The sequence below is a fragment of the Streptomyces sp. NBC_00250 genome (assembly GCF_036192275.1).
In the GTDB taxonomy this organism is placed as follows: Bacteria; Actinomycetota; Actinomycetes; order Streptomycetales; family Streptomycetaceae; genus Streptomyces.
The window spans coordinates 4421399-4447135 of record NZ_CP108088.1 but is presented as its reverse complement, the minus strand read 5'-3'; the positions used below and the strand labels follow the sequence as shown (position 1 = coordinate 4447135).

The window sequence follows — 25737 nt, the reverse complement described above, 5'->3', positions numbered from 1 at the left end:
CGGTCGAACTCACCGACGGGCGCCCCGCTACGGGGCCGCCGCGTCGATCGCCTTCACGATCCGCTTGTCCGAGACCGGGTGTGCCGTGCCCAGCGCGTGGGCGAAGTAGCTCACCCGCAGCTCCTCGATCATCCAGCGGATGTCGGTGACCTCGGAGGGCACCGGGCGGCCCTTCGGGAGCTGTTCGAGCAGCCAGGCGTACTCGTCCTGCATCTCCTGGACCTTCTCCATCCGGGTGGTGTCCCGCTGGACCCCGGTCGGCATCTGCTGGAGCCGCCGGTCCACCGCCACCAGATAGCGCATCAGGTCCGGGAGCCGCTTCAGACCCGTACGGGTGACGAAGCCGGCCGGCATCAGCCACGCCAGCTGCGCGCGCACGTCGGTCAGGTTGTTGATCAGCGCCAGGCTGTTCGTCGACTTCAGCCGGCGCTCGCACGCCTGCCAGGCGGCCAGGATCTGCTGGACCTGTCCCACCGTCCGTACGGTCGTGTCCACCAGGTCCGCGCGGACCTTGTCGTACAGCTTCCGGAACGACTCCTCGTCCCACGCCGGACCGCCGTGCTCCGCGATCAGCTTGTCGGCCGCCGCGGTCGCGCAGTCGTCGAAGAGGGCCTGGATCGAGCCGTGCGGGTTCGAGGACAGGGCCAGCTTCTGCTGGTTGGTCAGCTTGTCCGAGGCGAACTTCGCCGGGTTCACCGGGATGTTCAGCATGATCAGCTTCCGGGTGCCCCGCCACATCGCCCGCTCCTGCTCGGCCTCCGTGTCGAAGAGCCGTACGGCGACGGTCGCGCCCTCGTCCACGAGCGCCGGGTACGCCTTGACCGGCTGGCCGCCCCGCTTGGTCTCGAAGACCTTCGTGAGGGTGCCGACCGTCCAGTCCGTGAGCCCCGTGCGCTCCAGGGAGGGCCCTGAGCCGTCCGGGCCGCCCGTGGCCGCCGCGGCGGCCTGCGAGAGGGCCTTGCGGGCCTTCGGGCGCAGCTGCAGCCGCAGCGTCTCCAGGTCCTTGTCCTCGGCGAGCTTCCTGCGCCGCTCGTCGACGATCCGGAACGTGACCTTCAGGTGCTCGGGGACCTTCGCCCAGTCGAAGTCGTCGGCCGTCACCGGCACGCCGACCATCCGCTGGAGCTCGCGGGCGAGCGCCCCCGCCAGCGGCTCCTGCACGGGCACGACCACGTCCAGGAAGCGGGACGAGAAGTTCGGCGCGGGCACGTAGTGGCGGCGGATCGGCTTCGGGAGGGAGCGGATCAGCTCGGTGACGACCTCCGCGCGCAGCCCCGGGATCTGCCACTCGAAGCCGTCGTCCGTCACCTGGTTCAGCACCTGGAGCGGGACGTGGACGGTCACGCCGTCGGCGTCCGCGCCGGGCTCGAACTGGTACGTCACCCGGAACTTCAGCGGACCCTGCCGCCAGGAGTCCGGGTAGTCGTCCTTGGTGACCCCGGCGGCCTTCTCGTTGATGAGCATCTCGCGCTCGAAGTCCAGGAACTCCGGCTCGTCATGGCGTTTGTGCTTCCACCAGGAGTCGAAGTGGGCTCCGGACACGACGTGTTCGGGGACGCGCTTGTCGTAGAAGTCGAAGAGCGTCTCGTCGTCGACCAGGATGTCCCGGCGCCGCGCCCGGTGTTCCAGTTCCTCGACCTCGGTGAGGAGCTTGCGGTTGTCCGCGAAGAACTTGTGGTGGGTGCGCCAGTCGCCCTCGACGAGCGCGTTCCTGATGAACAGGTCGCGGGAGACCTCGGGGTCGATCCGGCCGTAGTTGACCTTGCGGTCGGCGATGATCGGGACGCCGTACAGCGTCACCTTCTCGAAGGCCATCACGGCCGCCTGGTCCTTCTCCCAGTGCGGCTCGCTGTACGTCTTCTTCACCAGGTGCTGGGCGAGCGGCTCGATCCACTCGGGCTCCACGCGCGCGTTGACCCGGGCCCAGAGGCGCGAGGTCTCCACCAGCTCGGCGGACATGACGAAGCGCGGGGGCTTCTTGAAGAGCGCGGAACCGGGGAAGATCGCGAACTTGGCGCTGCGGGCACCCAGGTAGTCGTTCTTCGCGCCCTCCTTCACGTCCTTCATGCCGATGTGGCTGAGGAGACCGGCGAGCAGCGACACGTGGACGGACTGCTCGGGGGCGTCCTCCTCGTTGACGTGGATGCCCAGCTGCTTGGCGACCGTCCGCAGCTGCGCGTAGATGTCCTGCCACTCGCGGATGCGCAGGAAGTTCAGGTACTCCTGCTTGCACATCCGGCGGAACGAGCTGGAGCCGCGCTCCTTCTGCTGCTCACGGACGTACCGCCACATGTTCAGGAAGGCGAGGAAGTCGCTCGTCTCGTCCTTGAACCGGGCGTGCTGCTGATCGGCCTGCGCCTGCTTCTCCGCCGGCCGCTCACGCGGGTCCTGGATGGAGAGCGCGGCCGCGATCACCATCACTTCCCGTACGCAGCCGTTCTTGTCGGCCTCCAGGACCATCCGGGCGAGCCGGGGGTCGACGGGCAGCTGGGCGAGCTTGCGGCCCTGCTGCGTCAGCCTCTTCTTCGGATCCTTCTCGTTCGGGTCGATCGCGCCCAGCTCCTGGAGGAGCTGCACGCCGTCCCGGATGTTCCGGTGGTCCGGCGGGTCGATGAAGGGGAACTTCTCGATGTCGCCGAGACCGGCCGCGGTCATCTGGAGGATGACGGAGGCCAGGTTCGTACGGAGGATCTCGGCGTCCGTGAACTCCGGGCGGGTCAGGAAGTCGTCCTCGGAGTACAGCCGGATGCAGATGCCGTCGGACGTACGGCCGCAGCGGCCCTTGCGCTGGTTGGCGCTGGCCTGGCTGACCGGCTCGATCGGCAGTCGCTGCACCTTGGTCCGGTGCGAGTAGCGGGAGATGCGGGCGGTGCCCGGGTCGATCACGTACTTGATGCCGGGGACGGTCAGCGAGGTCTCGGCGACGTTCGTCGCGAGGACGATCCGGCGGCCGGAGTGCGCCTGGAAGACCCGGTGCTGCTCGGCGTGCGAAAGGCGCGCGTAGAGCGGGAGGACCTCGGTGTTGCGGAGCTGCCGCTTGAGGAGCGCGTCCGCGGTGTCCCGGATCTCGCGCTCGCCGGAGAGGAAGACCAGGACGTCGCCGGGGCCCTCGGACTGGAGCTCGTCGACGGCCTCGCAGATCGCGGTGATCTGGTCCCGGTCCGAGTCTTCCGAGTCCTCTTCGAGGAGGGGCCGGTAGCGGACCTCCACGGGGTACGTACGGCCGGAGACCTCGACGATCGGGGCGTCGCCGAAGTGGCGGGAGAAACGCTCCGGGTCGATCGTCGCCGAGGTGATCACGACCTTGAGGTCGGGGCGCTTCGGGAGCAGCTGGGCCAGATAGCCGAGCAGGAAGTCGATGTTGAGGGACCGCTCGTGGGCCTCGTCGATGATGATCGTGTCGTAGGCGCGCAGCTCGCGGTCCGTCTGGATCTCGGCGAGCAGGATGCCGTCCGTCATCAGCTTCACGAAGGTCGCGTCGGGGTTCACCTGGTCGGTGAAGCGGACCTTCCAGCCGACGGCCTCGCCCAGCGGGGTCCGCAGCTCTTCGGCGACCCGCTCGGCGACCGTGCGGGCGGCGATCCGGCGGGGCTGGGTGTGCCCGATCATGCCCCGGACGCCCCGGCCGAGCTCCAGACAGATCTTGGGGATCTGGGTGGTCTTTCCGGAGCCCGTCTCACCGGCGACGATCACGACCTGGTGGTCGCGTATCGCCTCCAGGATCTCGTCCTTCTTCTGCGAGACGGGCAGCTGTTCGGGATACGTGACCGCGGGCACGCGTGAGGCGCGCCCGTCGGTGCGCTCCTTGGCCTTGGCCGCCTCGACGGCGATCTCGTCCAGGACGGCCGCGCGGGCCTCGGGCTTGCGGATGCGGCGGGCGCCTTCGAGACGGCGGCCGAGGCGGTGGGAGTCCCGCAGCGAGACCTCGGCCAGGACGGACTGGAGGGCGGCGAAGGAAGTAGACATACGGAATCCAGGATCGCACCTGCGGCCGAGAAGCGGCGAACCGATTTACGAGTGGTTCCCCGAGGGGGCCCGCGCGAGGGTGCGTACTATTTCGGGCACGTCGACCGGACCGGAGAGGTTTCGCATGTTCTGCACCACCCGCGCGGCGGCGTTCGTCGCGCTCGCGGCTCTGGTGCTCGGCCTCCTGGTGTGCGGAGCGACGGGCCCGTCCTCCCCCGGGGTGCCGACGACGGCCCCGCTCGTCGCGCTCGCGGCCGTACCCGGCTGCGACCCGGGCCACCCCGTCGAGGAAGGGGCCGCGGGTCCCGTCGTACCGCCGCGTGCGAGCGGCTTCGCCGAGCTGCTGCCGGCGCTCGCCGCCGACCGGACGCCGTGCGGGGCCCGGGTGCTGGATCCGGGCGGCCGGGGCGTGTCGGCCGGGCGGGAGCCACCCGCGCGCGTACTCCTGTCTCCCGTGGAGCTGTCGGTCCTGAGGGTGTAGACGGACGGCCGCCCTCCGCCGTCCGTCCCGTCCTGCGTACCTCAGGAGCACTTCCGCATGTCCAAGCCCAAGCCCACGTCCCTCTCGGCGTCGACGTCCAAGCCCCCGTCCGCGCCCGCCTCGAAGTCCAAGCCGGTCGTCATCGTCGCCGGCGTGGCGCTCGCCGCCGTCCTGCTCGGGGTCGTCTCGTACACCGCCACCAGGCCCGCCTCACCCGGCACCGCCGGCTCCTCGTCCGTCGCCGAGGTCTCCGCGGACCCGACCGCCGGCGTCTACGCCGAACTGGAGGCGTACGCCCGGCGCGACGCCTCCGACAAGCTCGCCGTCGGCCGGGCCGACGCGCCCGTCGTGCTCATCGAGTACGCCGACTTCAAGTGCGGCTACTGCGGGAAGTTCGCCCGGGACACGGAGCCGGTCCTGGTGAAGAAGTACGTCGAGAACGGCACCCTGCGCATCGAGTGGCGGAACTTCCCGATCTTCGGCGAGGAGTCGGAGGCCGTCGCCCGCGCGTCCTGGGCGGCCGGGCAGCAGGGCCGGTTCTGGCAGTTCCACCGGGCGGCCTACGCGGAGGGCGCCAAGGAGAAGGGCTTCGGGAAGGACCGGATCGCCGCCCTCGCGAAGGAGGCGGGCGTGCCCGACGCCGCCCGGTTCGCGAAGGACAGCGAAGGGGCCGCGGCCCGCGAGGCCGTCCGCGCGGACCAGGAGCAGGGGTACTCCCTCGGCGCCACCTCCACCCCCTCCTTCCTGATCAACGGCCGGCCGATCGCGGGCGCGCAGCCCCTGGAGACGTTCACGGAGGCGATCGAGGCGGCGGCCAGGACGGCCAAGGCGGCCGAGCCGACCACGCCGACCGACGACGCCAAGAAGCCGGGCGCCGGGCAGTGACCTCCGGCATCGGCTACTTCGCGGCCTTCCTCGGCGGGCTGCTCGCCCTGCTCAGCCCGTGCAGCGCCCTGCTCCTGCCCGCCTTCTTCGCGTATTCGATCGACACGCGCGCGAAGCTGGTGGCGAGGACCGGCATCCTCTACGCGGGTCTGGCGACCACCCTCGTCCCGCTCGGCGCGGCGGGCTCCTTCGCGGGCCGCCTCTTCTACGGCCACCGGGACCTGCTCGTCACCGTCGGCGGCTGGCTGATCATCGGCCTCGGTGTCCTCCAGATCCTCGGTCTGGGCTTCGCCTCCCGGCGGATCGCGGAGGCGAGCGGCCGGATCCGGCCGACGTCGGCGCTCTCCGTCTACGCCCTCGGCCTGGTCTACGGCCTCGCGGGCTTCTGCGCGGGTCCGATCCTCGGCAGCGTCCTCACGGTGGCGGCGCTGAGCGGCAGCCCGGCGTACGGGGGACTGCTCCTCGCCGTGTACGCGCTCGGCATGGCCGTCCCGCTGTTCGTCCTGGCGCTGCTCTGGGAGCGGTACGACCTGGGCCGGCGGTCCTGGCTGCGCGGCCGGCCGCTCCGGGCGGGCCGCCTCACGCTCCACTCGACGTCGCTGCTCTCGGGCCTGTTCTTCGTGGCCCTCGGGACGCTGTTCCTGGTCTTCGACGGGACGACCGCGCTGCCGGGCCTGCTGTCCGTGGACGACTCGTTCGCGGTGGAGCAGCGGGTGGCCTCGCTCGGCCGGGCGGTGCCGGACTGGGCGCTGCTGGTCGCGGTGGTGGCCGTGGTGGCGCTGGTGCTCGCGCTGCGGGCGAGGCGGGGGAGCCGTACGGGGGAACGCGAGGAGGTGTGACGGTACGGGGAGGGGGCGCCGGCCTCCTCCCCGTACGCATCTCCGCGTGCAGACACACGAAGAAGGCCCCGTTCTTTCGAACGGGGCCTTCTGTCTGTGGCTGGGGCCGGGGTCGAACCGGCGACCTATCGCTTTTCAGGCGATCGCTCGTACCAACTGAGCTACCCAGCCACGAAGCCGTTTCCAGCTTCAGCGACTCTGACGGGACTTGAACCCGCGACCTCCACCTTGACAGGGTGGCGAGCTAACCAACTGCTCCACAGAGCCAAGCTTGTGCGCGATCACTAGTCTCGCACACGGTAATACGTGCCCCCAACGGGATTCGAACCCGTGCTACCGCCTTGAAAGGGCGGCGTCCTGGGCCACTAGACGATGAGGGCTAGAGGCTCACCTGCGCACTTCTCAGTGCGTCGGGGACGTGAGAAGCATATGGGATGGCGGCCGCTATCGCCAAAACGGTTTCCGGCGGGGGGACAATGGGCGCGTGCTGGAGATGACGCGCGAGGAGTTCGAAGAGCTTGTCGCCGAGGCCCTGGACCGGATTCCGCCGGAGCTGACGCGGCTGATGGACAACGTCGCGGTGTTCGTGGAGGACGAGCCTCCCTCCGACGATCCCGAGCTGCTCGGGCTGTACGAGGGGACGCCGCTGACCGAGCGCGGTGAGTGGTACGCCGGTGTGCTGCCGGACCGGATCACGATCTACCGGGGGCCGACGCTGCGGATGTGCGAGTCGCGCGCGGACGTGGTCGCGGAGACCGAGATCACCGTGGTGCACGAGATCGCCCACCACTTCGGCATCGACGACGAGCGGCTGCACGCGCTGGGCTACGGCTGAGCCCGCCGCCGGGTCGACGCTCGGACCGGCTGGGGCGTGTCCCTTGTGGCGCCAAGGGAGTTGGGCAGTGCACGCGTTCCGTTCCTGCCTGTTGTGTCCTGGAGGTGCCCCCGTGCGCCATTTGCCCACCCCGGTGAGATGGGCCGCCACCGCGCTGGCCGTCGCGGCCTGTGCCGGTCTGAGCGGCTGTATGAGTGTGAGTGACGAGGGGGCGAAGCCGGCGCCCGGCGCGTCCGGCGGGAAGCGGGGCGTGGCGACCGAGTCCGGCGGCGGCGGCGCGGGACTCCCGGGCGGCGACGGCGGCTCGTGGAACGGCAGGCCGGACGCGGGTGGCCCGGACGTGGCCGGCGCGGGTACGGAGTCCCCGGTGCCGAGCGGTTCGCCCTCGGGTACGGCCAAGCCCTCCCCCGGTGCGGTGCTGCCGGTGGAGGTTCCGGGCGGCCCCGCGGCCCCGTCGAAGCCGCAGCCGACGGGCGGCCAGGGCGGCCCGGGCGGCGGTGCGGGCGGCTCCGCCGGGAACGGCAGCGGTGGCGGTGACGGCGGCGGCAACGGAAGCGGCAGCGGGGGCGGCGGGAACGGTGGAGGGGCGAACGGCGGCGGTTCCGGCGGTCCGGGCGGCGAGGTCACGCCGACGCCGGAGCCGACCGTGCCGACCCCCGAGCCGACGCCGGAACCGACCTCGAACCCGACCCCCGAGCCGACGCCGGAACCGACCTCCAACCCGACCGATCCGCCGTCGCCCGGAGCCGACACCCAGATGGGTGCGATGCGTGCGGCGGACGGGCCGGGAGCGCCCCCGGAGCCGATGGCGTCTCCGCAGGTCGGACCGGTGTGACGGAGTCCGATTTGCCATAGGTGAGGGAGAGTGCGTATGGTGGTAGATCGTTTGATCCCATTGCCCGGCGCCGACACAGAAGAGCGCCGTGTGGCGCGTACTCTCCCTAGCCGTGGCTGACCGCATTGAGGCGGTCGTTTGCGAAATCACGGAGTTGACGGGCGCGTGCCGAGACTCCGGAAGGTTTCGCATTTCGCATGTCCATTTTCAGTTCTGACCACGCCGTCATGCCCGAGAACGACGAGATCGTCGAGGCCGTAGAGGCCACCGAGATCGTCGAGACGGCCGTCCTCGACGCTGCCGACATCCTCGACGCCGACATCGACGCCGACGACATCGTCGACGCCCTCGACAGCATCGACACCGACTCGGACGACTCCTTCGAGGAGCCCGCCGAGCCCACCATCACCTTCGGCGACCTCGGTCTGCCGGACGGCGTCGTGCGCAAGCTCGCGCAGAACGGCGTCACCACCCCCTTCCCGATCCAGGCGGCGACCATCCCGGACGCCCTGGCCGGCAAGGACATCCTGGGCCGTGGCCGTACCGGCTCCGGCAAGACGCTCTCCTTCGGTCTGCCGCTCCTGGCCGGTCTGGCCGGCGGCCACACCGACAAGAAGAAGCCCCGCGGCATCATCCTCACGCCGACCCGTGAGCTCGCGATGCAGGTCGCGGACGCCCTCCAGCCCTACGGCGACGTGCTCGGCCTCAAGATGAAGGTCGTCTGCGGCGGTACCTCCATGGGCAACCAGATCTACGCCCTGGAGCGTGGCGTCGACGTCCTCGTCGCCACCCCGGGCCGTCTCCGCGACATCATCAACCGCGGCGCCTGCTCCCTGGAGAACGTGAAGATCGCGGTCCTCGACGAGGCCGACCAGATGGCCGACCTGGGCTTCCTGCCCGAGGTCACCGAGCTGCTCGACCAGATCCCCGGCGGCGGCCAGCGCATGCTCTTCTCCGCCACCATGGAGAACGAGATCGGCACCCTGGTCAAGCGCTACCTGACCGACCCCGTCACGCACGAGGTCGACAGCGCCCAGGGCAACGTCACCACCATGACCCACCACGTCCTCGTCGTGAAGCCGAAGGACAAGGCGCCGGTCACCGCCGCCATCGCCGCCCGCAAGGGCCGCACCATCATCTTCGTCCGCACCCAGCTCGGCGCGGACCGCATCGCGGAGCAGCTGTGCGACGCCGGTGTGAAGGCCGACGCGCTGCACGGCGGCATGACGCAGGGCGCCCGTACCCGCGTCCTGGAGGACTTCAAGAAGGGCTACGTCAACGCGCTCGTCGCGACCGACGTCGCCGCCCGAGGCATCCACGTCGACGGCATCGACCTGGTCCTCAACGTGGACCCGGCCGGCGACCACAAGGACTACCTGCACCGCTCGGGCCGTACCGCCCGTGCCGGCCGCTCCGGTGTCGTGGTCTCCCTGGCCCTGCCGCACCAGCGCCGTCAGATCTTCCGTCTGATGGAGGACGCGGGCGTCGACGCCTCGCGCCACATGGTCGGCGGCGCCGGCGCGTTCGACCCCGAGGTCGCCGAGATCACGGGTGCCCGTTCGCTGACCGAGGTCCAGGCCGACTCGGCGAACAACTCGGCCAAGCAGGCCGAGCGCGAGGTCGTCGACCTGACCAAGCAGCTGGAGCGCCTGCAGCTCCGCGCCGTCGAGCTCCGCGAGGAGGCCGACCGCCTGGTGGCCCGCGCCGCCCGTGAGCGTGGCGAGGACCCGGAGGCCGCTGTCGCCGAGGTGACCGAGGCCGCCGAGGCCGAGATCGCGGCCGCCGCCGTCGAGGCCGAGCGTGCCGCCCGCGCCGAGGAGCAGCGCCGCGAGGAGCGCCCGGCCCGCGACGAGCGGGGCAACTACGAGCGTCGTGACCGTGGCGGCTTCAACCGCGACGACCGTGGCGACCGTGGTGGCGACCGCGGTGGTTTCCGTGGCGGTGACCGTGGTGGCTTCCGTCGCGACAACGACCGTCCGTCCGGCGGTTTCCGTCGCGACGACCGTCCGTCGGGTGGCTTCAACCGCGATGACCGTGGTGGCGACCGTGGTGGCTTCCGTCGCGACAACGACCGTCCGTCCGGTGGCTTCCGTCGCGACGACCGTCCGTCGGGTGGCTTCAACCGCGATGACCGTGGTGGCGACCGTGGTGGCTTCCGTCGCGACAACGACCGTCCGTCCGGCGGTTTCCGTCGCGACGACCGTCCGTCGGGTGGCTTCAACCGCGATGACCGTGGTGGCGACCGTGGTGGCTTCCGTCGCGACAACGACCGTCCGTCCGGCGGTTTCCGTCGCGACGACCGCCCCTCCGGCGGCTTCAACCGCGACGACCGCCCCTCCGGCGGCTTCAACCGTGACGACCGCGGCGGCCGTTCCTTCGAGCGCCGCGACGACCGTCCGGCCGGCGGCCACCGCGGCAGCGACCGTCCGTTCAACCGCGACCGTCGCGACGACCGCCCCGCCGGTGGCTTCCGCGCCGGTGGCGGCGACCGCCCGTACGGCCGTCGTGACGACCACCGCGGCACCGGTTCGACCGGCTCGGCCGGCTCGACGGGCGGCTCCTTCGCCCGCCGTGACGACAAGCCGCGCTGGAAGCGCAACGGCTGAGGTCGACTGACCTGACAGCGGAGCAGGGCCCGTACGACACTTCGGTGATGTACGGGCCCTGCTCGTTGTTCCGGCGACTGATCCACGCCGTGTCGGATACCCGATCGGTTCGGGGGATCTCTCGGGCTATGCTGCACGGGTGTGCTTGTCCACGGGCCGTTAGCTCAATTGGCAGAGCAGCGGACTTTTAATCCGTTGGTTGTGGGTTCGAGTCCCACACGGCCTACGTGTGGCGGGCGGGGGGTTGCGACCTCCCGACCGCCGAGAAGCGCCCCGACCGGTTTCGACCGGTCGGGGCGCTTCATCGTTCCCGGGCACGGCGTGCGGGACCGTGGGGGAATCTGGAGCATGGACGCTGAGCGTGGAGGTGGGGACCATGACGGTGAACGGATCCGGTGATCCGATGGGGGAGGCCCGGACCCTGGCCCGGTGGGCCCTCGGTGCGGCCGCGGCGACGGTGCTGCTGCTGCTGACGGGGCTCGGCGCCGGCGGGCTGCTCGTCCTCGTGAGCGCGCTCCTGGGGCTCGCCTGTTCGGCCGTGGGCATCTGGTGGTTCCTCGCCCACCGCGGGCCGTTGCGGGTGCTCGGCGCGCTGCTCGCCGTCGCCGCGCCCCTCCTCGTCCTCGTCCTGTACGTCGTCTGGGGGCTGTGGCTGACCGCGCTCACCGCCGTCGGGCTGTGGAGCGTGGCGCTGCTCTGCGCGCGGGCCGCCCTGCGGCGTCTCCGCGACCTGGACGGCAAGGGGCGGGGTGCGCGGGCCGGCCTCGTACGCGGGGAGCGGCGGCCACGGCCGCAGCGGCCCGTGCTGATCATGAACCCGAAGTCCGGGGGCGGGAAGGTCGCCCGCTTCCGCCTCGTCGAGCGCGCCGAGAAGCTGGGCGCCCGGGTCGTCGTCATCGACCCGTCCGTCGAGACCGATGTCGCCGCGCTCGCCCGGCAGGCCGTCGCCGACGGCGCCGACCTGCTCGGGGTGGCCGGCGGCGACGGCACGCAGGCGCTCGTCGCCGCCGTGGCCGCCGAGCACGACCTGCCGTTCCTCGTCATCTCCGCCGGAACCCGCAACCACTTCGCCCTCGACCTGGGCCTCGACCGCGCCGACCCGGCCACCTGCCTCGACGCCCTCGTCGACGGTGAGGAACTCCGCGTCGACCTCGGCTCGGTCTCCGGGCGGGCCTTCGTCAACACCGTCTCCTTCGGTGTGTACGCCGATGTCGTCCAGCGCCCCGAGTACCGCGACGCCAAGGCGGGCACCGCCGTCGACGTCCTGCCCGACCTGCTCCAGGGCGGTGAGGGCGACCGTCTCGACGCCACCGCCGACGGCCTCCGGCTGCCCGCGCAGCAGGCCCTCCTCGTCAGCAACAACTCGTACGCGGCGCCCGATCCGTTCGGCGCCGCCGCGGCCCGCAGACCGCGCCTGGACGGCGGCGAGCTCGGGGTGATCGCCATCCGCGTCGACGGGGCCGCACAGGCCGCCGAGATGGCCGTACGGGGCACCCAGTCGGCCGGCTTGAACGTCCTGACGGCCGCGCGCGTCGAGGTGACGGGGAAGGCCCCGGGGCCGGGTGCGGGGCCGGCCGGGAGCTCGGACGGGACCATCGCCGTCGCCGTCGACGGTGAGGCGCTGACCCTGCCCACCCCCGTGGTCTGCACCCTCCGCCCCCGCGCCCTGCGGGTCCTCGTGCCGCGCCACCGCCCCGGCGTCATCGAGCCCCGGCCGCCCATGGACTGGCGGCGCATCACCGAAATCGCCTTCCAACCCTCCCCGAGGAGCTAGCGGCACATGACCGGGACGACGCCGACCACCACCACGACCACGCATCCCGTCCGGGCCGTCCTCAGGGACCTCAGGGCGATCGACGGGGCCGTGTACGCCGCCGTGGCCGCCACCCCCACACCCACGCTCGACTCGGGATTCCGCAGGCTCTCGAACGCGGCCGATCATTCCAAGATCTCGTTCGCCGTGGCGGCCACGCTCGCCCTGGTGCCCGGGCGGCCGCGCCGGGCGGCCCTCGCCGGCCTCGGGGCCATCGCCGTCGCCTCGGCCACGGCCAACCTGCTGGGCAAGCGTCTCGTCCGCAGGCCGCGGCCGGACCGGGAGGCGGCCCGCGTCGTGGTGGGCCGCCATGTGCCGATGCCGGACTCGGCCTCGTTCCCCTCCGGGCACACCGCGTCGGCGGTCGCCTTCGCCACCGCCGTGGGCGTGGTGCTGCCGCCGGCGGCCGTGCCCCTGGAGATCCTTGCGATGGCCGTGGGCTACTCCCGCGTCCACACCGGGGTGCACTACCCGGGTGATGTCGCCGCGGGCGCAGTCCTCGGCATCGCGAGCGCCGCCGTCTCCCTGGCGGCCGGGGCCTCCTTGGCGGCCGCCAGGGGGAAGTGACCGGGCGTCAGCGGTACGCGCCCCGGCCGCGTCAGTACGTGGCGCGGGCCAGGTCCTCCTCCGAGAGGCCGAGCGCGGCGAGCCGCTCCGGATCCGCCAGGATCTGGAGCCCGACGATCCGGTCCCCGGAGATGGTGAACGACATGAGTGCGGCCGGGCGTCCGTTGGAGACCGACAGGACCGCGGGTGCGCCGTTGACGACCATCCGCAGTGCTCCCGTACGGAACTTGGCGTAGGTGAGCGCCTGCGAGATGACGGCCTCGGCGCCCCGGACGACCTTGGAGACGGCCGCGAGGGTCCGGCCGCCGTCCGCGCGCAGCACCACGTCGGGGTCGAGGACGGCGAGCAGCCCCTCGAAGTCGCCGCCGTGGGCGGCGGCGAGGAAGGCGTCGGCGATCTCCCGCTGGCGGCGCGCGTCGGGCCCGGCGGCGGGGGTGGCGTCCTGCACGCGGCGGCGGGCGCGGCTGGCGAGCTGGCGGGTGGCGGCCGGGGTGCGGTCGACGATCCGCGCGATCTCGTCGAAGGAGACGGCGAACATGTCGTGCAGGACGAACGCGAGCCGCTCCGCCGGTCCCAGGGTGTCCAGGACGACGAGGAGCGCCAGGCCGACGGACTCGGTGACCTCGGCTGCGTGCTCCGGGTCGGTGGTGTCGGCGACCCGGACGATCGGGTCGGGGACGTAGTACTCCAGCGGGTCCTCGCGGCGCGAGCCGCGCGAGCGGAGCATGTCGAGGCAGACGCGGCCGACGACGGTGGTCAGCCAGCCGCTGAGGTTCTCCACCGCGCTGACGTCGCTGCGGCTGAGCTTGAACCAGGCCTCCTGGACGGCGTCCTCGGCCTCGCTGAGCGAGCCCAGCATCCGGTAGGCCACCGCCCGCAGGTGCCCCCGGTCGGCCTCGAAGCGCCGGGCCAGCAGGTCCGTGTCGGTGTGGTTCTCGCGGTCCTTGTCCACTCGTCGATCTCCCCGTTCGCGTCCCGTCATGTCCTCATGACGGATGGAACCGCGCCGATGTGACACCGGCGCGGAGGTGGCGGAAGCGGTGACGGCGGCTCTCGCAGTCCCGATGCGTGAGATCCACGCCGTCCCCCGGCGAACGCCCGGGATTCCCCGGTCGGTGCCCCCGACCACCGTGGATCGTCACTTCAGCACGGTGATCTTCGTCCGTAGATTGATCACCATGACGACGACAACGCCGCAGGTCAACCCCGTACTCCGCACCCCGCCGGCCTCTCCCGCCGCCGCGGCCGCGTACTTCTCCGCGAGCCTCGCCTTCCACGCCGATGTCTCCGACGTGGCCTCCACCCTGGCCACCGCGGCCACCGACGGCACCGACCCGGGCTTCGTGGTGATCGACTCGCGGTCGACCGCCTCCTGGGACCAGGGGCACGTCCCCGGCGCGATCCACCTGCCGACCGCGCTCATCCCCGAGCAGGCCGAGCAGCTGCTCGACCGGTCCGTGCCGGTCGTCACGTACTGCTGGGGCCCCGGCTGCAACGGCGCCACGCGCGCCGCGCTGGCCCTCGCCGAGCTGGGCTTCCAGGTGAAGGAGATGCTCGGCGGCTTCGAGTACTGGGTGCGCGAGGGCTTTGCGTACGAGACGTGGGAGGGCCCCGCGGAGAAGGCCGCGGACCCCCTCACGGCGCCGGTCGACTCCGACGACTGCGGGTGCTGACGTAAACCGATTTCGTGATCGCCCCGGTCATGCCGTAGAGTCGTGTTTACCGACGCGGGGTGGAGCAGCTCGGTAGCTCGCTGGGCTCATAACCCAGAGGTCGCAGGTTCAAATCCTGTCCCCGCTACTCAGTAGCAAACGAAGGCCCGGATCCAGTCACTGGATCCGGGCCTTCGTCGTGTTGTCGTCCTTCGGGCTTGACCTTTACGCAACGTCAAGATTTAGCGTTCTCGGCATGGAGTGGTCGATCCAAGAGATCGCCAAGAAGGCCGGCACCACCAGTCGCACCCTCCGGCACTACGGAGACCGCGGACTGCTGGAGCCGAGCCGGATCGGCGCGAACGGTTACCGGTACTACGACCAGGCGGCGCTCGTGCGGCTGCAGCGGATCCTGCTGCTGCGCGAGCTGGGGCTCTCGCTGCCCGCCATCGCCGAGGTCCTCGCGGGGCAGCGGGACACCTCCGCCGCCCTGCGCACCCATCTCGCCCTCCTGGAGCAGGAGCGCGAGCGCATCGGACGGCAGATCGCCTCGGTGCGGACCACTCTCCACAAGACCGAGAACGGAGAAGAGCTCATGGCCGACGAAGTGTTCGACGGTTTCGACCACACGGTGTACGAGGAGGAGGTCACCGAGCGCTGGGGCCGCGACGCGTACGAGAAGGGCGACCGCTGGTGGCGCTCGCTCACCGCGGCGCAGAAGAAGGCGTTCATGGACGAGCAGGCCGGCATCGCCCGGGACTTCGCGCGGGCGCTCAAGGACGGCCTCGCCGCCGGCAGCGACGAGGTGCAGGCCATCGCGCGGCGCCAGGTCGCGTGGCTTTCCACCACCACGACCCCGAGCAAGGAGTACGTGATCGGCCTCGGCCGCATGTACGTCGACGACCCGCGCTTCACCGTGAACTACGACAAGCACGGTGAGGGCACCGCCGTCCTGGTCCGGGACGCGATGGAGATCTACGCGGAGCGGAACCTGTAGCGCCTCCGGCCCGGCTGTCGGAAGCCCCGGCTGTCTGAAGTAAACGGTGGCCAAAACCGTGCCCGCCTCTTTGCGGGTGCGCGTTGCCCCACCGTAGTGTCACGCGCACCATGAGTGACAAGCGTGTGGGTGATGTGCGACGGCGGGCGCCCGCCGTCCTCGTCCTGCCCGTCCTGTTCGCGCTCCTCACCCTCCTCGTCAGCGTCTGCCACGGCTCGCACGGCCATGTGCTGCCCCCCTCGGGCTCCGCGACGCTCGTCTCGGCCCCCGCGCCGCCGCACGGCTGCGAGCGGCCCGGAGAGGCGTGGTCCTTCGACGCCCATCTCCCCGCGCAGGCCTCCGCCGCGCCCCTCGCCGCGCCGGACTCGGGCGGAGCCGTACTCCTGCCGTACGCGGCCGACCTCCGCACCGATCCCCGCGCGCGCTGTGTCCGGGGCAGGGCGGGACCCGGCCCCGAGCCGGGTCGGCTGCTCATCGCCCTCGGAGTGGACCGGAACTGAGCCGGGTCTCGCCCTTGCGTGACCAGGTCCCTTTCCGCGTGCCAACCCCAAGGACATGCCACCCATGAACAACCTGCTGTCCGGCAGTCTGCTGCCCGTCGCCGAGCAGACCGTCGGCAACACTCCCGTCCTCCGCACGGACGACGGCTACTGGGCCAAGCTCGAAGGCTTCAACTTCGGCGGCATCAAGGACCGTGCCGCCCTCTACATGGTCGAACAGGCCCGCCGCCGCGGTGAGCTGCGGCCCGGCGCCCCGATCGTCGAGTCGACCTCCGGGACCCTCGGCCTCGGACTCGCCCTCGCCGGGGTGCTCCACGGGCATCCGGTGCACGTCGTCACCGATCCCGGTCTGGAGCCGATCGTCGAGCGGATGCTCGTCGCCCACGGCGCCCAGGTCCATGTCGTACGCGAGCCGAGCCCGGAGGGCGGCTGGCAACAGGCCCGGATGGACCGGGTCGCCGAGCTGCTCGTGAGCCTCGACGGGGCCTGGTGGCCCAACCAGTACGGGAACCCCGACAACCCCGACGCGTACGCGGGGCTCGCCGCCGAACTGTCCGGGCAGCTCGACCGGATCGACGTCCTCGTCTGCGCCGTCGGCACCGGCGGCCACTCGGCCGGCATCTCCCGGGCCCTGCGCGCCACCAGCAGCCCCGCCCTCGAACTCGTCGGCGTGGACTCCATCGGCTCCACCGTCTTCGGCCTGCCGGCCGGGGAGCGGCTGATGCGCGGCCTCGGCTCCTCCATCCACCCGGGCAACGTGGACCACGGCGCCTTCGACGAGATCCACTGGGTGGGCCCCGCGGAGGCGGTACGGGCGGCCCGCCGCCTGGCCTCGCGTCAGTTCGCGACGGGCGGCTGGAGCGTGGGCGCGGTCGCGCTGGTCGCCGGATGGCTGGCCCGCACCCGGCCGCGCGGGACACGGATCGCGGCCGTCTTCCCCGACGGGCCGCAGCGGTACTTCGACACCGTCTTCAACGACGAGTTCTGCGCGGCCCACGGCCTCCTCGACGGGCCCGTACGGGAGGATCCGGCCGGGTACGTCTCCGCCGACACGGTCAGCGGCTGGACCCGCAAGGTCATCGACCGGACGGGGTCGGCGCGTTGACCACGACGGCGGCGCCTCCCGAGGGAGGCGTCTGGAAGCAGAGCCGTAGCTTCGAACCGGCCGTACGGCTCCTCTTCCTCAACCAGCTCACCATCAACCTCGGCTTCTACATGCTCATGCCGTACCTGGCCGCGCACCTCGCGGACGGGCTCGGCATGGCGGCCTGGGCGGTCGGGCTCGTCCTCGGCGCCCGGAACCTCTCGCAGCAGGGCATGTTCCTCGTCGGCGGGGCGCTCGCCGACCGGCTCGGCTTCAAGCCGCTCATCGTGGCGGGCTGCGCGCTGCGGACGGTCGGCTTCGGGGCGCTGGCGTTCGCGCAGTCGCTGCCGATGCTGATCGCCGCCTCGCTGGCGACCGGCCTCGCGGGGGCGCTGTTCAACCCCGCCGTACGGGCCTGCCTCGCGGCGGAGGCGGGGGAGGAGCGACGGGTCGAGGCCTTCGCGCTGTTCAACGTCTACTACCAGGCGGGCATCCTGCTCGGGCCGCTCGTCGGGGTGGCCCTGACAGGGGTGTCGTTCCGGCTGACGTGTGTGGTGGCGGCGGTGCTGTTCGCCGGGCTGACCCTCGTACAGCTCCGGTACATGCCCACCTCGGGGGCCGCCGCCAGGGGGAAGGAGGAGCGCGGGCAGTTCCGTACGGTGCTCTCCCACCGCACCTTCTGGTTCTTCTCGCTCGCGATGACCGGCTCGTACGTGCTGTCCTTCCAGGTCTATCTGGCGCTGCCGCTCGCCGCGGGCGGCACGGGGCCCACGACGGCGCTCTTCGTCGTCTCCGCCCTGGTCGCGCTGGCCGGGCAGCTGCGGATCACCGCCTGGTGCAAGCGGCGGCTGAGCCGGGAGCGGTGTCTGGTCCTCGGGCTCGCCCTGATGGGCGGGGCCTTCCTGCTCCCGGCCGTCCTCGGCCGGGGGCTGGTGGGGCTGCTGCTGTGCGCGGCGGTCCTGGCCGTCGCGAACGCGGTGCTCTACCCGTACGAGATGGACACCGTCGTCGCCCTGTCCCGGGGGCGCTGGGTGGCCACCCACTACGGGCTCTACAACACGGTGTGCGGGATCGGGATCACCCTCGGGAACCTGGGGACGGGCGCGCTGCTCGACGTGACCGGGTGGTCGGCGGTGCCGTGGCTCGCGCTGTGCGCGGTGGGGCTGGTGTGCGCGGCCGCGATGGCGCTGCTGGCGAGGGGAGGGCGGCTGTCCGAGGGGGCTGCCACGGACTGAGCCCCCTGCTCGCTCCGGCGCTCCTCCGCGCGCGTGCCCCCCGATCCGGCCCGGCCCCGCTCCGTACGCCAGTCGGCCCCGTGGGAGTCGCCGCCCCGTTCGGCGGCGGCGACCCTGGGAGGGCGCGGTACGGGCCGCGGCCGGGTACGGACCGGGCAGGAGAGCACAGGTGGGGCACCCCCTAGGAGTGGGCGGCGAGCGGCGGGGCGGGAACGGCCGTCGCCCTTACGGGGGCGCCCGGAGGTTCATCCGCGCCCTGCCGCCGCTGATCATCCTGGGCGGTGTCTTCTTCGACCTGCTGACACCGGCCACCTATACGGCGGCGCCGCTCTTCTCCGCCGCCCCGCTGATCGCCGCGCCCTTCTTCTCCACCCTCATCACGCTCCTCGCCGGGCTCGCCGCCGTCCTGGCCTCCGTCGGGCTGCACCTCTACAACAGGACGATCTCCGACATCCCGTCCCTGACGGAGACCCTGACCGTTTTCACGGTCTCCGCGCTCGCGCTGCTCATCAACCGGGTCGTGCGCCGCAGCGGCGAGCGGCTGGCCTCGGCGCGGGTCATCGCGGAGACCGCGCAGAAGGCGGTCCTTCCGATGCCCGACGAGCGGATCGGCGGGCTGCAGTGCGCGGCCCGTTACGAGGCGGCGCAGGCGGACGCGTTCATCGGCGGTGACCTGTTCGCCGTCCAGGACACCCCTTACGGGGTGCGGTTGGTGGTCGGCGACGTCCGGGGCAAGGGGATGGACGCGGTCGAGGCCGTCGCCATCGTCATCGGGGCGTTCCGGGAGGCGGCCGAGCAGGAGCGGACCCTGGAGGGCGTGGCGCAGCGCCTCGAACGGGCCCTCGCCCGGGAGGGCACCCGCCGGCACGGGCTCGACGCCTTCGAGGGGTTCACCACGGCCGTGCTGGCCGAGATCCCGCGCGGCGACGGGGGCGGCACCTTCGACGGTTTCGTACGGGTCGTCAACCGCGGGCATCCGCCCCCGCTGATGCTGTACGCGGACGGGCGTCTCGACACGCTGGAGCCGGGTGAGCCGGCGCTGCCGCTCGGCATGGGCGAGCTGGCGTCGTGGCCGGACCGGGCCGAGGCGCGGCCGTATCCGCCGGGCGCGACGCTGCTCTTCTACACCGACGGCCTCTCGGAGGCGCGGAACCCGGCGGGCGTCTTCTACGACCCGGGGGGGGCGGCTGGCGGGAGCGATCTTCCCGGGGCCCGAGGAACTGCTCGACGCCCTCGTGGACGACGTACGGCTGCACACGGGCGGCGGGTCGACGGACGACATGGCGCTGCTCGCGCTGAGCCGTCCGGCGGCGGGGCAGCCGGAGCGGCGGCGGACGATGCCGGTGGTGCCGCCGGGCGGGCCGGGAGCGCCGCGGGGCGAGCCCGGTCACCGGCCGTAGTCGCGAGGTGTCACTGCGATAACAATTGACATAACGTCAGATCGCGAGGGTTTCGGCACTCCTTGCTGAAGGGGGGTCAACTCGGGCCATTCCCCCTCAATTCAATGAATGATCAAGAGGAACAGCTTGGAATCGGCACCCCCTGTCTATTAACGTTCGATAACGCAGCGCGGTCGTCCCAGCCGTCGCAAGAGGCGGCACCGTGCGCACGCGCCGAATCCTGAAAAGGAACCGGGGAACCACTACTTGGGGTGAATCGGGCCCTTCGCACCTGTGCGACGAGCCCGTAGGAGACCTTCCTGCTCCGAACCCGTCAGCTAACCCGGTAGGCGAGAAGGAAGGAAAGGAGCGCGCCCCCGTGGCGTCCAACACTCCCGCACCCGAAGCCCCCTTCGATGCCTTCGGTGGTGGTGCGGGTCCTGCCGCCCCGGACACCGAGTGGAACCCCACCGAGGGCTCCCTCCGCGCCGAGAGCCGCTCCGGCGGCCGGCACCGTGTCGTCAAGCAGCGCTCCAACTTCGCCCGTTCCTCCACCGTCCTCGGTGTCGGTGTGATCGCGGCCGTCGGCGCCGGCGGCCTCGCCACCGCGCAGGAGAAGCCCCCGGTCGCCATTTCGCTCCCGGACCTTCCCGACCTCGCGGACCTCCACCTGCCGGACGCCCACGACCTCCCCGGTGTCGGTGACCTCCTCCCCGAGGAGTCCCACGAGACGGTCACCGCGGCCCGCGCCAACCCGAACCCGCTCACCGTCGCCACGTACGCCACCGCCGACGACGAACAGGGCACGAAGGCCACGCAGGTCACGCAGGCATCCCTGGTCAGCCGGGACGGTCAGGCCACCAAGGCCGCGACCGGCAACGCCGGCGAGGCCCTGCGCGCCCGCATCCTCCAGCAGGCCGAGCAGCAGCAGGCCTCCGCCGACGCCGCCGACAAGGCCGCGGCGGAGGAGGCGGCGGCCGAGAAGGCGGCCGCGGAGGCCGCGGCCAAGGCCGACGCCGCGGAGAAGGCGGCCGCCGAGGCGAAGGCCAAGGCCGAGGCGGAAGCCAAGGCGAAGGCGGAAGCCGAGGCCAAGGCGAAGGCCGAAGCGGCGGCCGAGGCCGAGCGCCTCGCCAAGCTCGCCGCGAGCTACACGCTGCCGCTCTCCTCGTACAGCCTCAGCGCCACCTACATGCAGTCCGGCTCGATGTGGTCCTCCGGCTACCACACCGGCCTCGACTTCGCCGCCCCCACCGGCACCCCGCTCAAGGCGGTCCACGGCGGCACCGTCAAGTCGGCCGGCTGGTCCGGCTCGTACGGCTACCGGGTCGTCCTGGAGCTGGAGGACGGCACCGAGATCTGGTACGCCCACATGTCGTCCATGACGGTCTCCGCTGGCCAGACCGTGGGCACCGGCGAGACGATCGGCCGCGTCGGCGCCACCGGCAACGTCACCGGCGCCCACCTCCACATGGAGGTCCACACGCCCGGCGGCTCCGGCCTCGACCCGGCGGAGTGGCTCCGCTCCAAGGGCCTCAGCCTCTGACACCGCCGCTCGTCCCCGTGACGTGACGGAATAGGCCCGGCGGTGCGGACGGTTGTGTCGGCCATGACCACTCTCCGCCCGCTGGGCAGCTCCGACCTGCACGTCTTCCCGCTCGCCCTGGGCGGCAACGTCTTCGGCTGGACCGCCGACGAGTCGCAGTCCTTCGCCGTCCTCGACGCGTACACCGCCGCAGGCGGCAACTTCGTCGACTCCGCCGACGTCTACTCCGCCTGGGCCGAGGGCAACGAGGGCGGCGAGTCCGAGACCGTCATCGGCCGCTGGCTCGCCTCGCGCGGCAACCGCGCCGACGTCGTCGTGGCCACCAAGGTCGGCGCCCACCCCCACTTCAAGGGGCTGTCCGCCACCACCATCAAGGCGGGCGCCGAGGAGTCCCTGCGCCGCCTCGGCACTGACTACATAGACCTCTACTACACGCACTTCGACGACGAGTCCGTCCCGGTCGAAGAGATCGTCACCGCCCTCGACCAGCTGGTGAAGGACGGCAAGGTGCGGGCCGTCGCCGCCTCCAACATCTCCCCGGAGCGGCTGCGCGCCTCCCTCGACTTCGCCGAGTCCGAGGGCCTCGCCCGTTACGTGGCCCTCCAGCCGCACTACAACCTGGTCTCCCGGGACACCTACGAGGGCCCCCTCCTGGAGACCGTCGAGCGGGCCGGGCTCTCCGCCGTCCCGTACTACGGCCTCGCCTCCGGCTTCCTCACAGGCAAGTACCGCCCCGGCACCACCGTCGACAGCGCCCGTGCCTCCGGGGCCGGCGGGCACCTGGACACCGAGCGGGGCCGGGCCGTGCTCTCCGCCCTCGACACCGTCGCCGAGGCGCACGGCGCGGAACTCGCCTCCGTCGCCCTCGCCTGGCTCGCCTCCCGCCCGACCGTGGTCGCCCCGATCGCCTCGGCGCGCACGGTCGAGCAGGTCCCGGCGCTCGTCGCGGCGGCCGAGCTCACGCTCACGGAGGCGGAGCTGACCCTCCTCACGGAGGCGTCGGCCGCCTAGGGGGTGTCGTGTCCGGAAAGTCCCGCCCGGCCCGCTGCTTTCCGGACACGATCTAACGCCGGTACGGGTTGAAGCCGTCGTAGTCCAGGTACTGCGGCGGCGCCCACACCTGGCCCGTCGCCCGTGCCGCGTACGTGAGGGCGGGAGAGGCGACCTCCCGGCGCTGCCACAGGTGGTGGAGCAACTCCTGCTCCCGGACCGGGAAGTCGGGCCCGGCCGTGCCGCGCCGGGCCCGGTCCCGCAGGAACGCGAGGGTCGTCGCGAACGACTCGTACTCGCCGACGGTCCGCGCGGCCGGCGGGCCGTACGTACGGGCGGCGAAGGAGCGGGCCAGCTGGCGGGCGCGCATCGAGGCGAGCGCGAGCGGCTCGGCGGGGGAGATCCAGCCGGCCGCCGCGTACGCCGGGAGCTCGCCGGATATCGTGCGCAGCTCGCGCTGCCGGCTCCACACCGCGAGCCAGGTCAGCAGGCCGAAGGCCGGGACCATCAGCGCTCCGTACACCGCGTAGAAGGCCAGCGGGCCGCCGAAGGTGGCCGAGCCGTTCCACGCGGCGTGCAGGGTCATGGCGAGCAGCAGCCCGGCGAGCGGCAGCAGCACCCGGCGGAGTCGCCTGCCGCGCGGTGCGAGGGCGGCGAGGCCGAAGCCGATGCCGGTGAGCACGGTGAAGAGCGGATGCGCGAACGGCGACATCACGACCCGGACGAAGAAGGTCGCGGCGGTCACCGAGCCGAGGCCGGTGGAGCCGAACTCCTGGTCCTCGCCGAAGGCGTTGCCGAGGTAGAGGATGTTCTCCGTGAAGGCGAAGCCGGTCGCGGTGAACCCGGCGACCACCACGCCGTCGACGAGCCCGCCGAAGTGCTTCCTGCGGAAGAGGAAGAGCAGCAGGACCGCGGCGGCCTTCGCGCTCTCCTCCACCACGGGCGCGACGACCGTCGCGCCGAGGGTGTCCGCCGAGGCCGGATCCGCGGTGGCCGTCGCGATCCAGCGGACCGCGAAGGAGTTCGCCAGGATCGCGACGAGCGCGGCGGCGAAGGCGCCCCAGGCGAACGCGAACAGCAGGTTCTTCCACGGCCCCGGCTCGACCCGGTCGAGCCAGCGGAACGCCGCCATCAGCAGCGGTACGGGGAGCACCGCGAGGCCCAGTCCGACGAGGAAGCCCTCGGTGCCGGTCTGCTCGCGGACGAGCCCGAGGATGAACAGGGCGCAGATCGCGAGCACGGTGATGACGGTGACGGCCCGGACCAGCCGGCTGCGCCAGAAGGCCCGGCGGGGCCGGTAGCGCCACTGGGACCGGTCGGCGGCGGCCGGGAAGGCCGGCTCCTCGGTGTCCCGGTGGGGGACGGGAGCGGTGCCGGCTGCGGTGGGGGCGGGGTAGGACACGTGAGCGACCCTAACGACCCCCACCGACAGGGGGCGAAGGATTAGCGCCCCCGGTGGCTTTCTTCGGTCACTTCCTCCGGAAGAGGAGATCGTGCACGACGTGGCCCTTGTCCAGCCCCTGGCCCTCGAAGCGGGTGAGGGGACGGAAGTCGGGGCGGGGCGCGAAGCCGCCGTCGGGCCGGGTGTTCTCGAAGTCCGGATGCGCGGAGAGCACCTCCAGCATCTGCTCGGCGTACGGCTCCCAGTCGGTGGCGCAGTGAAGCACGCCGCCGGGCCTGAGCCGGGTCGCGAGGAGGCTGAGGAACTCGGGCTGGATGAGGCGCCGCTTGTGGTGGCGGGCCTTGGGCCAGGGGTCCGGGAAGTAGACGCGGCAGCCGTCGAGGGCGTCCTTGTCGAGCATCTCGCGGAGCAGGATGATCGCGTCGCCGTTGGCGACCCGGACGTTGGTCAGCCCGTTCCGGTCGGCGAGACCGAGCAGATTGCCCTGGCCGGGGGTGTGGACGTCCACGGCGAGGATGCCGGTGCCGGGGTCGGCGGCGGCCATCTGCGCGGTCGCCTCGCCCATGCCGAAGCCGATCTCGAGGACGACGGGAAGCCCGTCGAACATCTCGCCGAGGTCGAGGACCCGCTTGCCGTCGATGTCGAGACCCCAGTCGGGCCACCGCTTGAGCAGCGCCTCGGCCTGACCGGTGGTGACGCGGCTGCGCCGCGGCTGGAAGCTGCGGATCCGCCGCTCGTGATGGGACCCGGCGGGATCGGGCAGGGGCCCCTCGCCGGGCGCGAACCTCTGACTGCCCCGCTGAGTGACGGGCTGTACGGACTCGGCGGACGCGGCAACGGGCGGCGCGCTGTTCTCTGGCTGCTCAGACACAATGCCCCCGATTCTACGGCGCCCCACCCCACCTCCGCCCTGGGACGGGTGTCGGGCCGCAGGGGCCGGGGCTACAGCAGGGCCAGTGCTCGGCCCGCTACCTCTCGGCCGATCGGCAGTGACGCCGTCGCCGCGGGGGAAGGCGCGTTCAGGACGTGGACCGTCCGCGCCGCCTCCCTGATCAGGAAGTCGTCGACCAGCGTCCCGTCCCGCAGCACCGCCTGCGCCCGGACGCCCGCAGCCGCCCGCCGCAGGTCCGACTCCTCCACCACCGGAAGCAGTCGCCGTACCGCCTCCGTGAAGGCCCGCTTCGACACCGACCGTCGCAGCTCGCCCGCCCCGTACCGCCAGTGCGCCCGGGCGATCGCCCAGGAGCCGGGCCACGCGAGCGTGCCGGCCAGCTCGCGGGGCCGGACGACGGACCAGCCGTACCCCTCCCGCGCGAGCGCCGGTACCGCGTTCGGTCCGATGTGGACGCCGCCGTCGATCCCCCGTGTCAGATGCACCCCGAGGAAGGGGAACGCCGGGTCCGGCACCGGATAGACCAGACCCCGGACGAGCGAGGGGTCCGCCAGCTCGTAGTACTCCCCCCGGAAGGGCACGATCCGCATGCCCGGGTCGTCGCCCGCGAGCCGCGCGATCCGGTCGCAGTGCAGCCCCGCGCAGTTCACCAGGACCCGCGCCCGCACCACCCGGCCGTCCGCCGTCCGCACGGCGACCCCCCAGGGGCGCCGGTCGATGACGGTGACCTCCGCCCCGTACAGGATCCGGGCTCCGGAGGATTCGGCGAGCCGCTCCGACACCGCGCCGTAGTCGCAGATGCCGGTCGTGCCGACGTGGATCGCGGCCAGGCCCCGCACCCGCGGCTCGTACTCGCTGATCTGGGCCGGACCGAGCTCCCGCACCGGGATGCCGTTCTCCCTGCCGCGCTGCACGAGCGCGTGCAGCCGGGGCAGCTCCTCGCGCGCGGTGGCGACGACGAGCTTGCCCGTCACCTCGTACGGAATGTCCCACTCCGCGCAGAACTTGACCATTTCGGCCGCGCCCTCGACCGCGAACCGGGCCTTGAGCGATCCCGGCCGGTAGTAGATCCCGCTGTGGATCACCCCGCTGTTGCGCCCCGTCTGGTGGCGCGCGAGCGCGTGCTCCTTCTCCAGCACCGTGACCCGCGTGCCGGGAGCGGCGCGCGTCAGGGCGTACGCCGTCGACAGACCGACGATCCCGCCGCCGATCACCAGCACGTCACAGTCAAACACC

The 25737-nt window shown here is 72.2% G+C and carries 20 protein-coding genes, 5 tRNA genes, 1 pseudogene and 1 riboswitch; of the genes and pseudogenes, 18 read left to right on the top strand and 8 right to left on the bottom strand.

Annotated elements, in window-relative coordinates; genetic code table 11:
- Window positions 1-27: 27 nt before the first annotated feature.
- Window positions 28-3966 (bottom strand): ATP-dependent RNA helicase HrpA, encoded by a 3939-nt coding sequence (gene hrpA / locus OG259_RS20030; protein WP_328943519.1) that lies wholly within the window; start codon window positions 3964-3966, stop codon window positions 28-30.
- A gap of 124 nt (window positions 3967-4090) precedes the next feature.
- On the opposite strand from hrpA, the gene OG259_RS20025 reads away from it, so the two are divergent.
- Genes OG259_RS20025 through OG259_RS20015 form a run of 3 tightly spaced genes read left to right on the top strand, consistent with a single transcriptional unit; the run spans window position 4091 to window position 6171 of the window.
- Entirely contained in the window at window positions 4091-4447 is a 357-nt protein-coding gene (locus tag OG259_RS20025; protein ID WP_328943518.1) for a hypothetical protein, read from the top strand.
- A 57-nt stretch (window positions 4448-4504) separates the two neighbouring features.
- Window positions 4505-5332 (top strand): DsbA family protein, encoded by an 828-nt coding sequence (locus tag OG259_RS20020; protein WP_328943517.1) that lies wholly within the window; start codon window positions 4505-4507, stop codon window positions 5330-5332.
- Entirely contained in the window at window positions 5329-6171 is an 843-nt protein-coding gene (locus tag OG259_RS20015; RefSeq protein ID WP_328943516.1) for a cytochrome c biogenesis CcdA family protein, read from the top strand. The genes OG259_RS20020 and OG259_RS20015 overlap by 4 nt, the downstream gene beginning before the upstream one ends.
- A 97-nt stretch (window positions 6172-6268) precedes the next feature.
- Here OG259_RS20015 and OG259_RS20010 read toward each other — a convergent pair.
- From OG259_RS20010 to OG259_RS20000, 3 genes are all read right to left on the bottom strand, one after another.
- Window positions 6269-6342: transfer RNA gene (locus OG259_RS20010), tRNA-Phe, on the bottom strand.
- A gap of 22 nt (window positions 6343-6364) precedes the next feature.
- Window positions 6365-6438: transfer RNA gene (locus tag OG259_RS20005), tRNA-Asp, on the bottom strand.
- 40 nt (window positions 6439-6478) lie between these two features.
- A tRNA-Glu gene (locus OG259_RS20000) sits at window positions 6479-6551 on the bottom strand.
- A gap of 104 nt (window positions 6552-6655) precedes the next feature.
- On the opposite strand from OG259_RS20000, the gene OG259_RS19995 reads away from it, so the two are divergent.
- From OG259_RS19995 to OG259_RS19970, 6 genes are all read left to right on the top strand, one after another.
- Window positions 6656-7006 carry a metallopeptidase family protein gene (locus OG259_RS19995; RefSeq protein WP_328943515.1) on the top strand — a complete coding sequence of 117 codons (351 nt, stop codon included), beginning with the start codon at window positions 6656-6658 and terminating at the stop codon, window positions 7004-7006.
- A 112-nt stretch (window positions 7007-7118) separates the two neighbouring features.
- Window positions 7119-7841, top strand: a complete 723-nt coding sequence (locus tag OG259_RS19990) for a hypothetical protein (protein WP_328943514.1) — start codon at window positions 7119-7121, stop codon at window positions 7839-7841.
- Between the two features lie 197 nt (window positions 7842-8038).
- Window positions 8039-10447, top strand: coding sequence for a DEAD/DEAH box helicase (locus OG259_RS19985; protein ID WP_328943513.1), 2409 nt, complete (start codon window positions 8039-8041; stop codon window positions 10445-10447).
- Between the two features lie 153 nt (window positions 10448-10600).
- Window positions 10601-10673 (top strand) — tRNA-Lys (locus tag OG259_RS19980).
- A 150-nt stretch (window positions 10674-10823) separates the two neighbouring features.
- Window positions 10824-12221 carry a diacylglycerol/lipid kinase family protein gene (locus OG259_RS19975; RefSeq protein ID WP_328943512.1) on the top strand — a complete coding sequence of 466 codons (1398 nt, stop codon included), beginning with the start codon at window positions 10824-10826 and terminating at the stop codon, window positions 12219-12221.
- A 6-nt stretch (window positions 12222-12227) separates the two neighbouring features.
- A complete protein-coding gene (locus tag OG259_RS19970) occupies window positions 12228-12827 on the top strand; it encodes a phosphatase PAP2 family protein (protein ID WP_328943511.1) in 600 nt (199 codons plus the stop codon).
- 31 nt (window positions 12828-12858) lie between these two features.
- Here the strand turns inward: OG259_RS19970 and sigJ are convergent, their stop codons facing one another.
- Entirely contained in the window at window positions 12859-13809 is a 951-nt protein-coding gene (gene sigJ, locus OG259_RS19965) for an RNA polymerase sigma factor SigJ (protein ID WP_328943510.1), read from the bottom strand.
- Between the two features lie 196 nt (window positions 13810-14005).
- On the opposite strand from sigJ, the gene OG259_RS19960 reads away from it, so the two are divergent.
- The 9 genes and pseudogenes from OG259_RS19960 to OG259_RS19920 all read left to right on the top strand — a co-directional run bounded on the left by OG259_RS19960 (window position 14006) and on the right by OG259_RS19920 (window position 22228).
- Window positions 14006-14500: a rhodanese-like domain-containing protein gene (locus tag OG259_RS19960; protein ID WP_328943509.1), complete on the top strand. Its 495-nt coding sequence runs from the start codon at window positions 14006-14008 to the stop codon at window positions 14498-14500.
- Window positions 14501-14553: 53 nt separating this feature from the next.
- Window positions 14554-14627, top strand: a tRNA-Met gene (locus OG259_RS19955).
- A 108-nt stretch (window positions 14628-14735) separates the two neighbouring features.
- Window positions 14736-15476, top strand: coding sequence for a MerR family transcriptional regulator (locus tag OG259_RS19950; protein ID WP_328943508.1), 741 nt, complete (start codon window positions 14736-14738; stop codon window positions 15474-15476).
- A gap of 110 nt (window positions 15477-15586) precedes the next feature.
- Window positions 15587-15976 carry a hypothetical protein gene (locus tag OG259_RS19945; RefSeq protein WP_328943507.1) on the top strand — a complete coding sequence of 130 codons (390 nt, stop codon included), beginning with the start codon at window positions 15587-15589 and terminating at the stop codon, window positions 15974-15976.
- A gap of 64 nt (window positions 15977-16040) precedes the next feature.
- A complete protein-coding gene (locus tag OG259_RS19940; RefSeq protein ID WP_328943506.1) occupies window positions 16041-17081 on the top strand; it encodes a PLP-dependent cysteine synthase family protein in 1041 nt (346 codons plus the stop codon).
- A complete protein-coding gene (locus OG259_RS19935) occupies window positions 17078-18295 on the top strand; it encodes an MFS transporter (RefSeq protein ID WP_328943505.1) in 1218 nt (405 codons plus the stop codon). Before OG259_RS19940 ends, OG259_RS19935 begins: the two co-directional genes overlap by 4 nt.
- Window positions 18296-18464: 169 nt before the next feature.
- Window positions 18465-19695, top strand: a pseudogene (locus tag OG259_RS19930) (PP2C family protein-serine/threonine phosphatase).
- A 201-nt stretch (window positions 19696-19896) separates the two neighbouring features.
- Window positions 19897-20042, top strand: a riboswitch (cyclic di-AMP (ydaO/yuaA leader).
- 11 nt (window positions 20043-20053) lie between these two features.
- On the top strand, window positions 20054-21217 hold the full coding sequence (locus tag OG259_RS19925) for a M23 family metallopeptidase (RefSeq protein WP_328943504.1): 1164 nt from the start codon (window positions 20054-20056) through the stop codon (window positions 21215-21217).
- A gap of 63 nt (window positions 21218-21280) precedes the next feature.
- The gene (locus tag OG259_RS19920) at window positions 21281-22228 is read left to right on the top strand and encodes an aldo/keto reductase (RefSeq protein WP_328943503.1); all 948 of its coding nucleotides are present in this window, start codon (window positions 21281-21283) and stop codon (window positions 22226-22228) included.
- Between the two features lie 52 nt (window positions 22229-22280).
- Here the strand turns inward: OG259_RS19920 and OG259_RS19915 are convergent, their stop codons facing one another.
- From OG259_RS19915 to lhgO, 3 genes are all read right to left on the bottom strand, one after another.
- Complete coding sequence (locus OG259_RS19915; RefSeq protein WP_328943502.1) at window positions 22281-23609, bottom strand: PrsW family intramembrane metalloprotease; 1329 nt, start codon at window positions 23607-23609, stop codon at window positions 22281-22283.
- Between the two features lie 67 nt (window positions 23610-23676).
- Window positions 23677-24480: a tRNA (guanosine(46)-N7)-methyltransferase TrmB gene (trmB, locus tag OG259_RS19910; protein ID WP_328943501.1), complete on the bottom strand. Its 804-nt coding sequence runs from the start codon at window positions 24478-24480 to the stop codon at window positions 23677-23679.
- Window positions 24481-24551: 71 nt separating this feature from the next.
- Window positions 24552-25736 carry an L-2-hydroxyglutarate oxidase gene (gene lhgO, locus OG259_RS19905; protein ID WP_328943500.1) on the bottom strand — a complete coding sequence of 395 codons (1185 nt, stop codon included), beginning with the start codon at window positions 25734-25736 and terminating at the stop codon, window positions 24552-24554.
- Window position 25737: the final 1 nt, after the last annotated feature.

Bases quoted from the DNA above. Each gene is read 5' to 3' on its own strand.
- hrpA (WP_328943519.1), bottom strand. From the start codon at position 3,966: ATGTCTACTTCCTTCGCCGCCCTCCAGTCCGTCCTGGCCGAGGTCTCG.
- OG259_RS20025 (WP_328943518.1), top strand. From the start codon at position 4,091: ATGTTCTGCACCACCCGCGCGGCGGCGTTCGTCGCGCTCGCGGCTCTG.
- OG259_RS20020 (WP_328943517.1), top strand. From the start codon at position 4,505: ATGTCCAAGCCCAAGCCCACGTCCCTCTCGGCGTCGACGTCCAAGCCC.
- OG259_RS19985 (WP_328943513.1), top strand. From the start codon at position 8,039: ATGTCCATTTTCAGTTCTGACCACGCCGTCATGCCCGAGAACGACGAG.
- OG259_RS19975 (WP_328943512.1), top strand. From the start codon at position 10,824: ATGACGGTGAACGGATCCGGTGATCCGATGGGGGAGGCCCGGACCCTG.
- OG259_RS19970 (WP_328943511.1), top strand. From the start codon at position 12,228: ATGACCGGGACGACGCCGACCACCACCACGACCACGCATCCCGTCCGG.
- sigJ (WP_328943510.1), bottom strand. From the start codon at position 13,809: ATGACGGGACGCGAACGGGGAGATCGACGAGTGGACAAGGACCGCGAG.
- OG259_RS19960 (WP_328943509.1), top strand. From the start codon at position 14,006: ATGACGACGACAACGCCGCAGGTCAACCCCGTACTCCGCACCCCGCCG.
- OG259_RS19950 (WP_328943508.1), top strand. From the start codon at position 14,736: ATGGAGTGGTCGATCCAAGAGATCGCCAAGAAGGCCGGCACCACCAGT.
- OG259_RS19945 (WP_328943507.1), top strand. From the start codon at position 15,587: ATGAGTGACAAGCGTGTGGGTGATGTGCGACGGCGGGCGCCCGCCGTC.
- OG259_RS19940 (WP_328943506.1), top strand. From the start codon at position 16,041: ATGAACAACCTGCTGTCCGGCAGTCTGCTGCCCGTCGCCGAGCAGACC.
- OG259_RS19920 (WP_328943503.1), top strand. From the start codon at position 21,281: ATGACCACTCTCCGCCCGCTGGGCAGCTCCGACCTGCACGTCTTCCCG.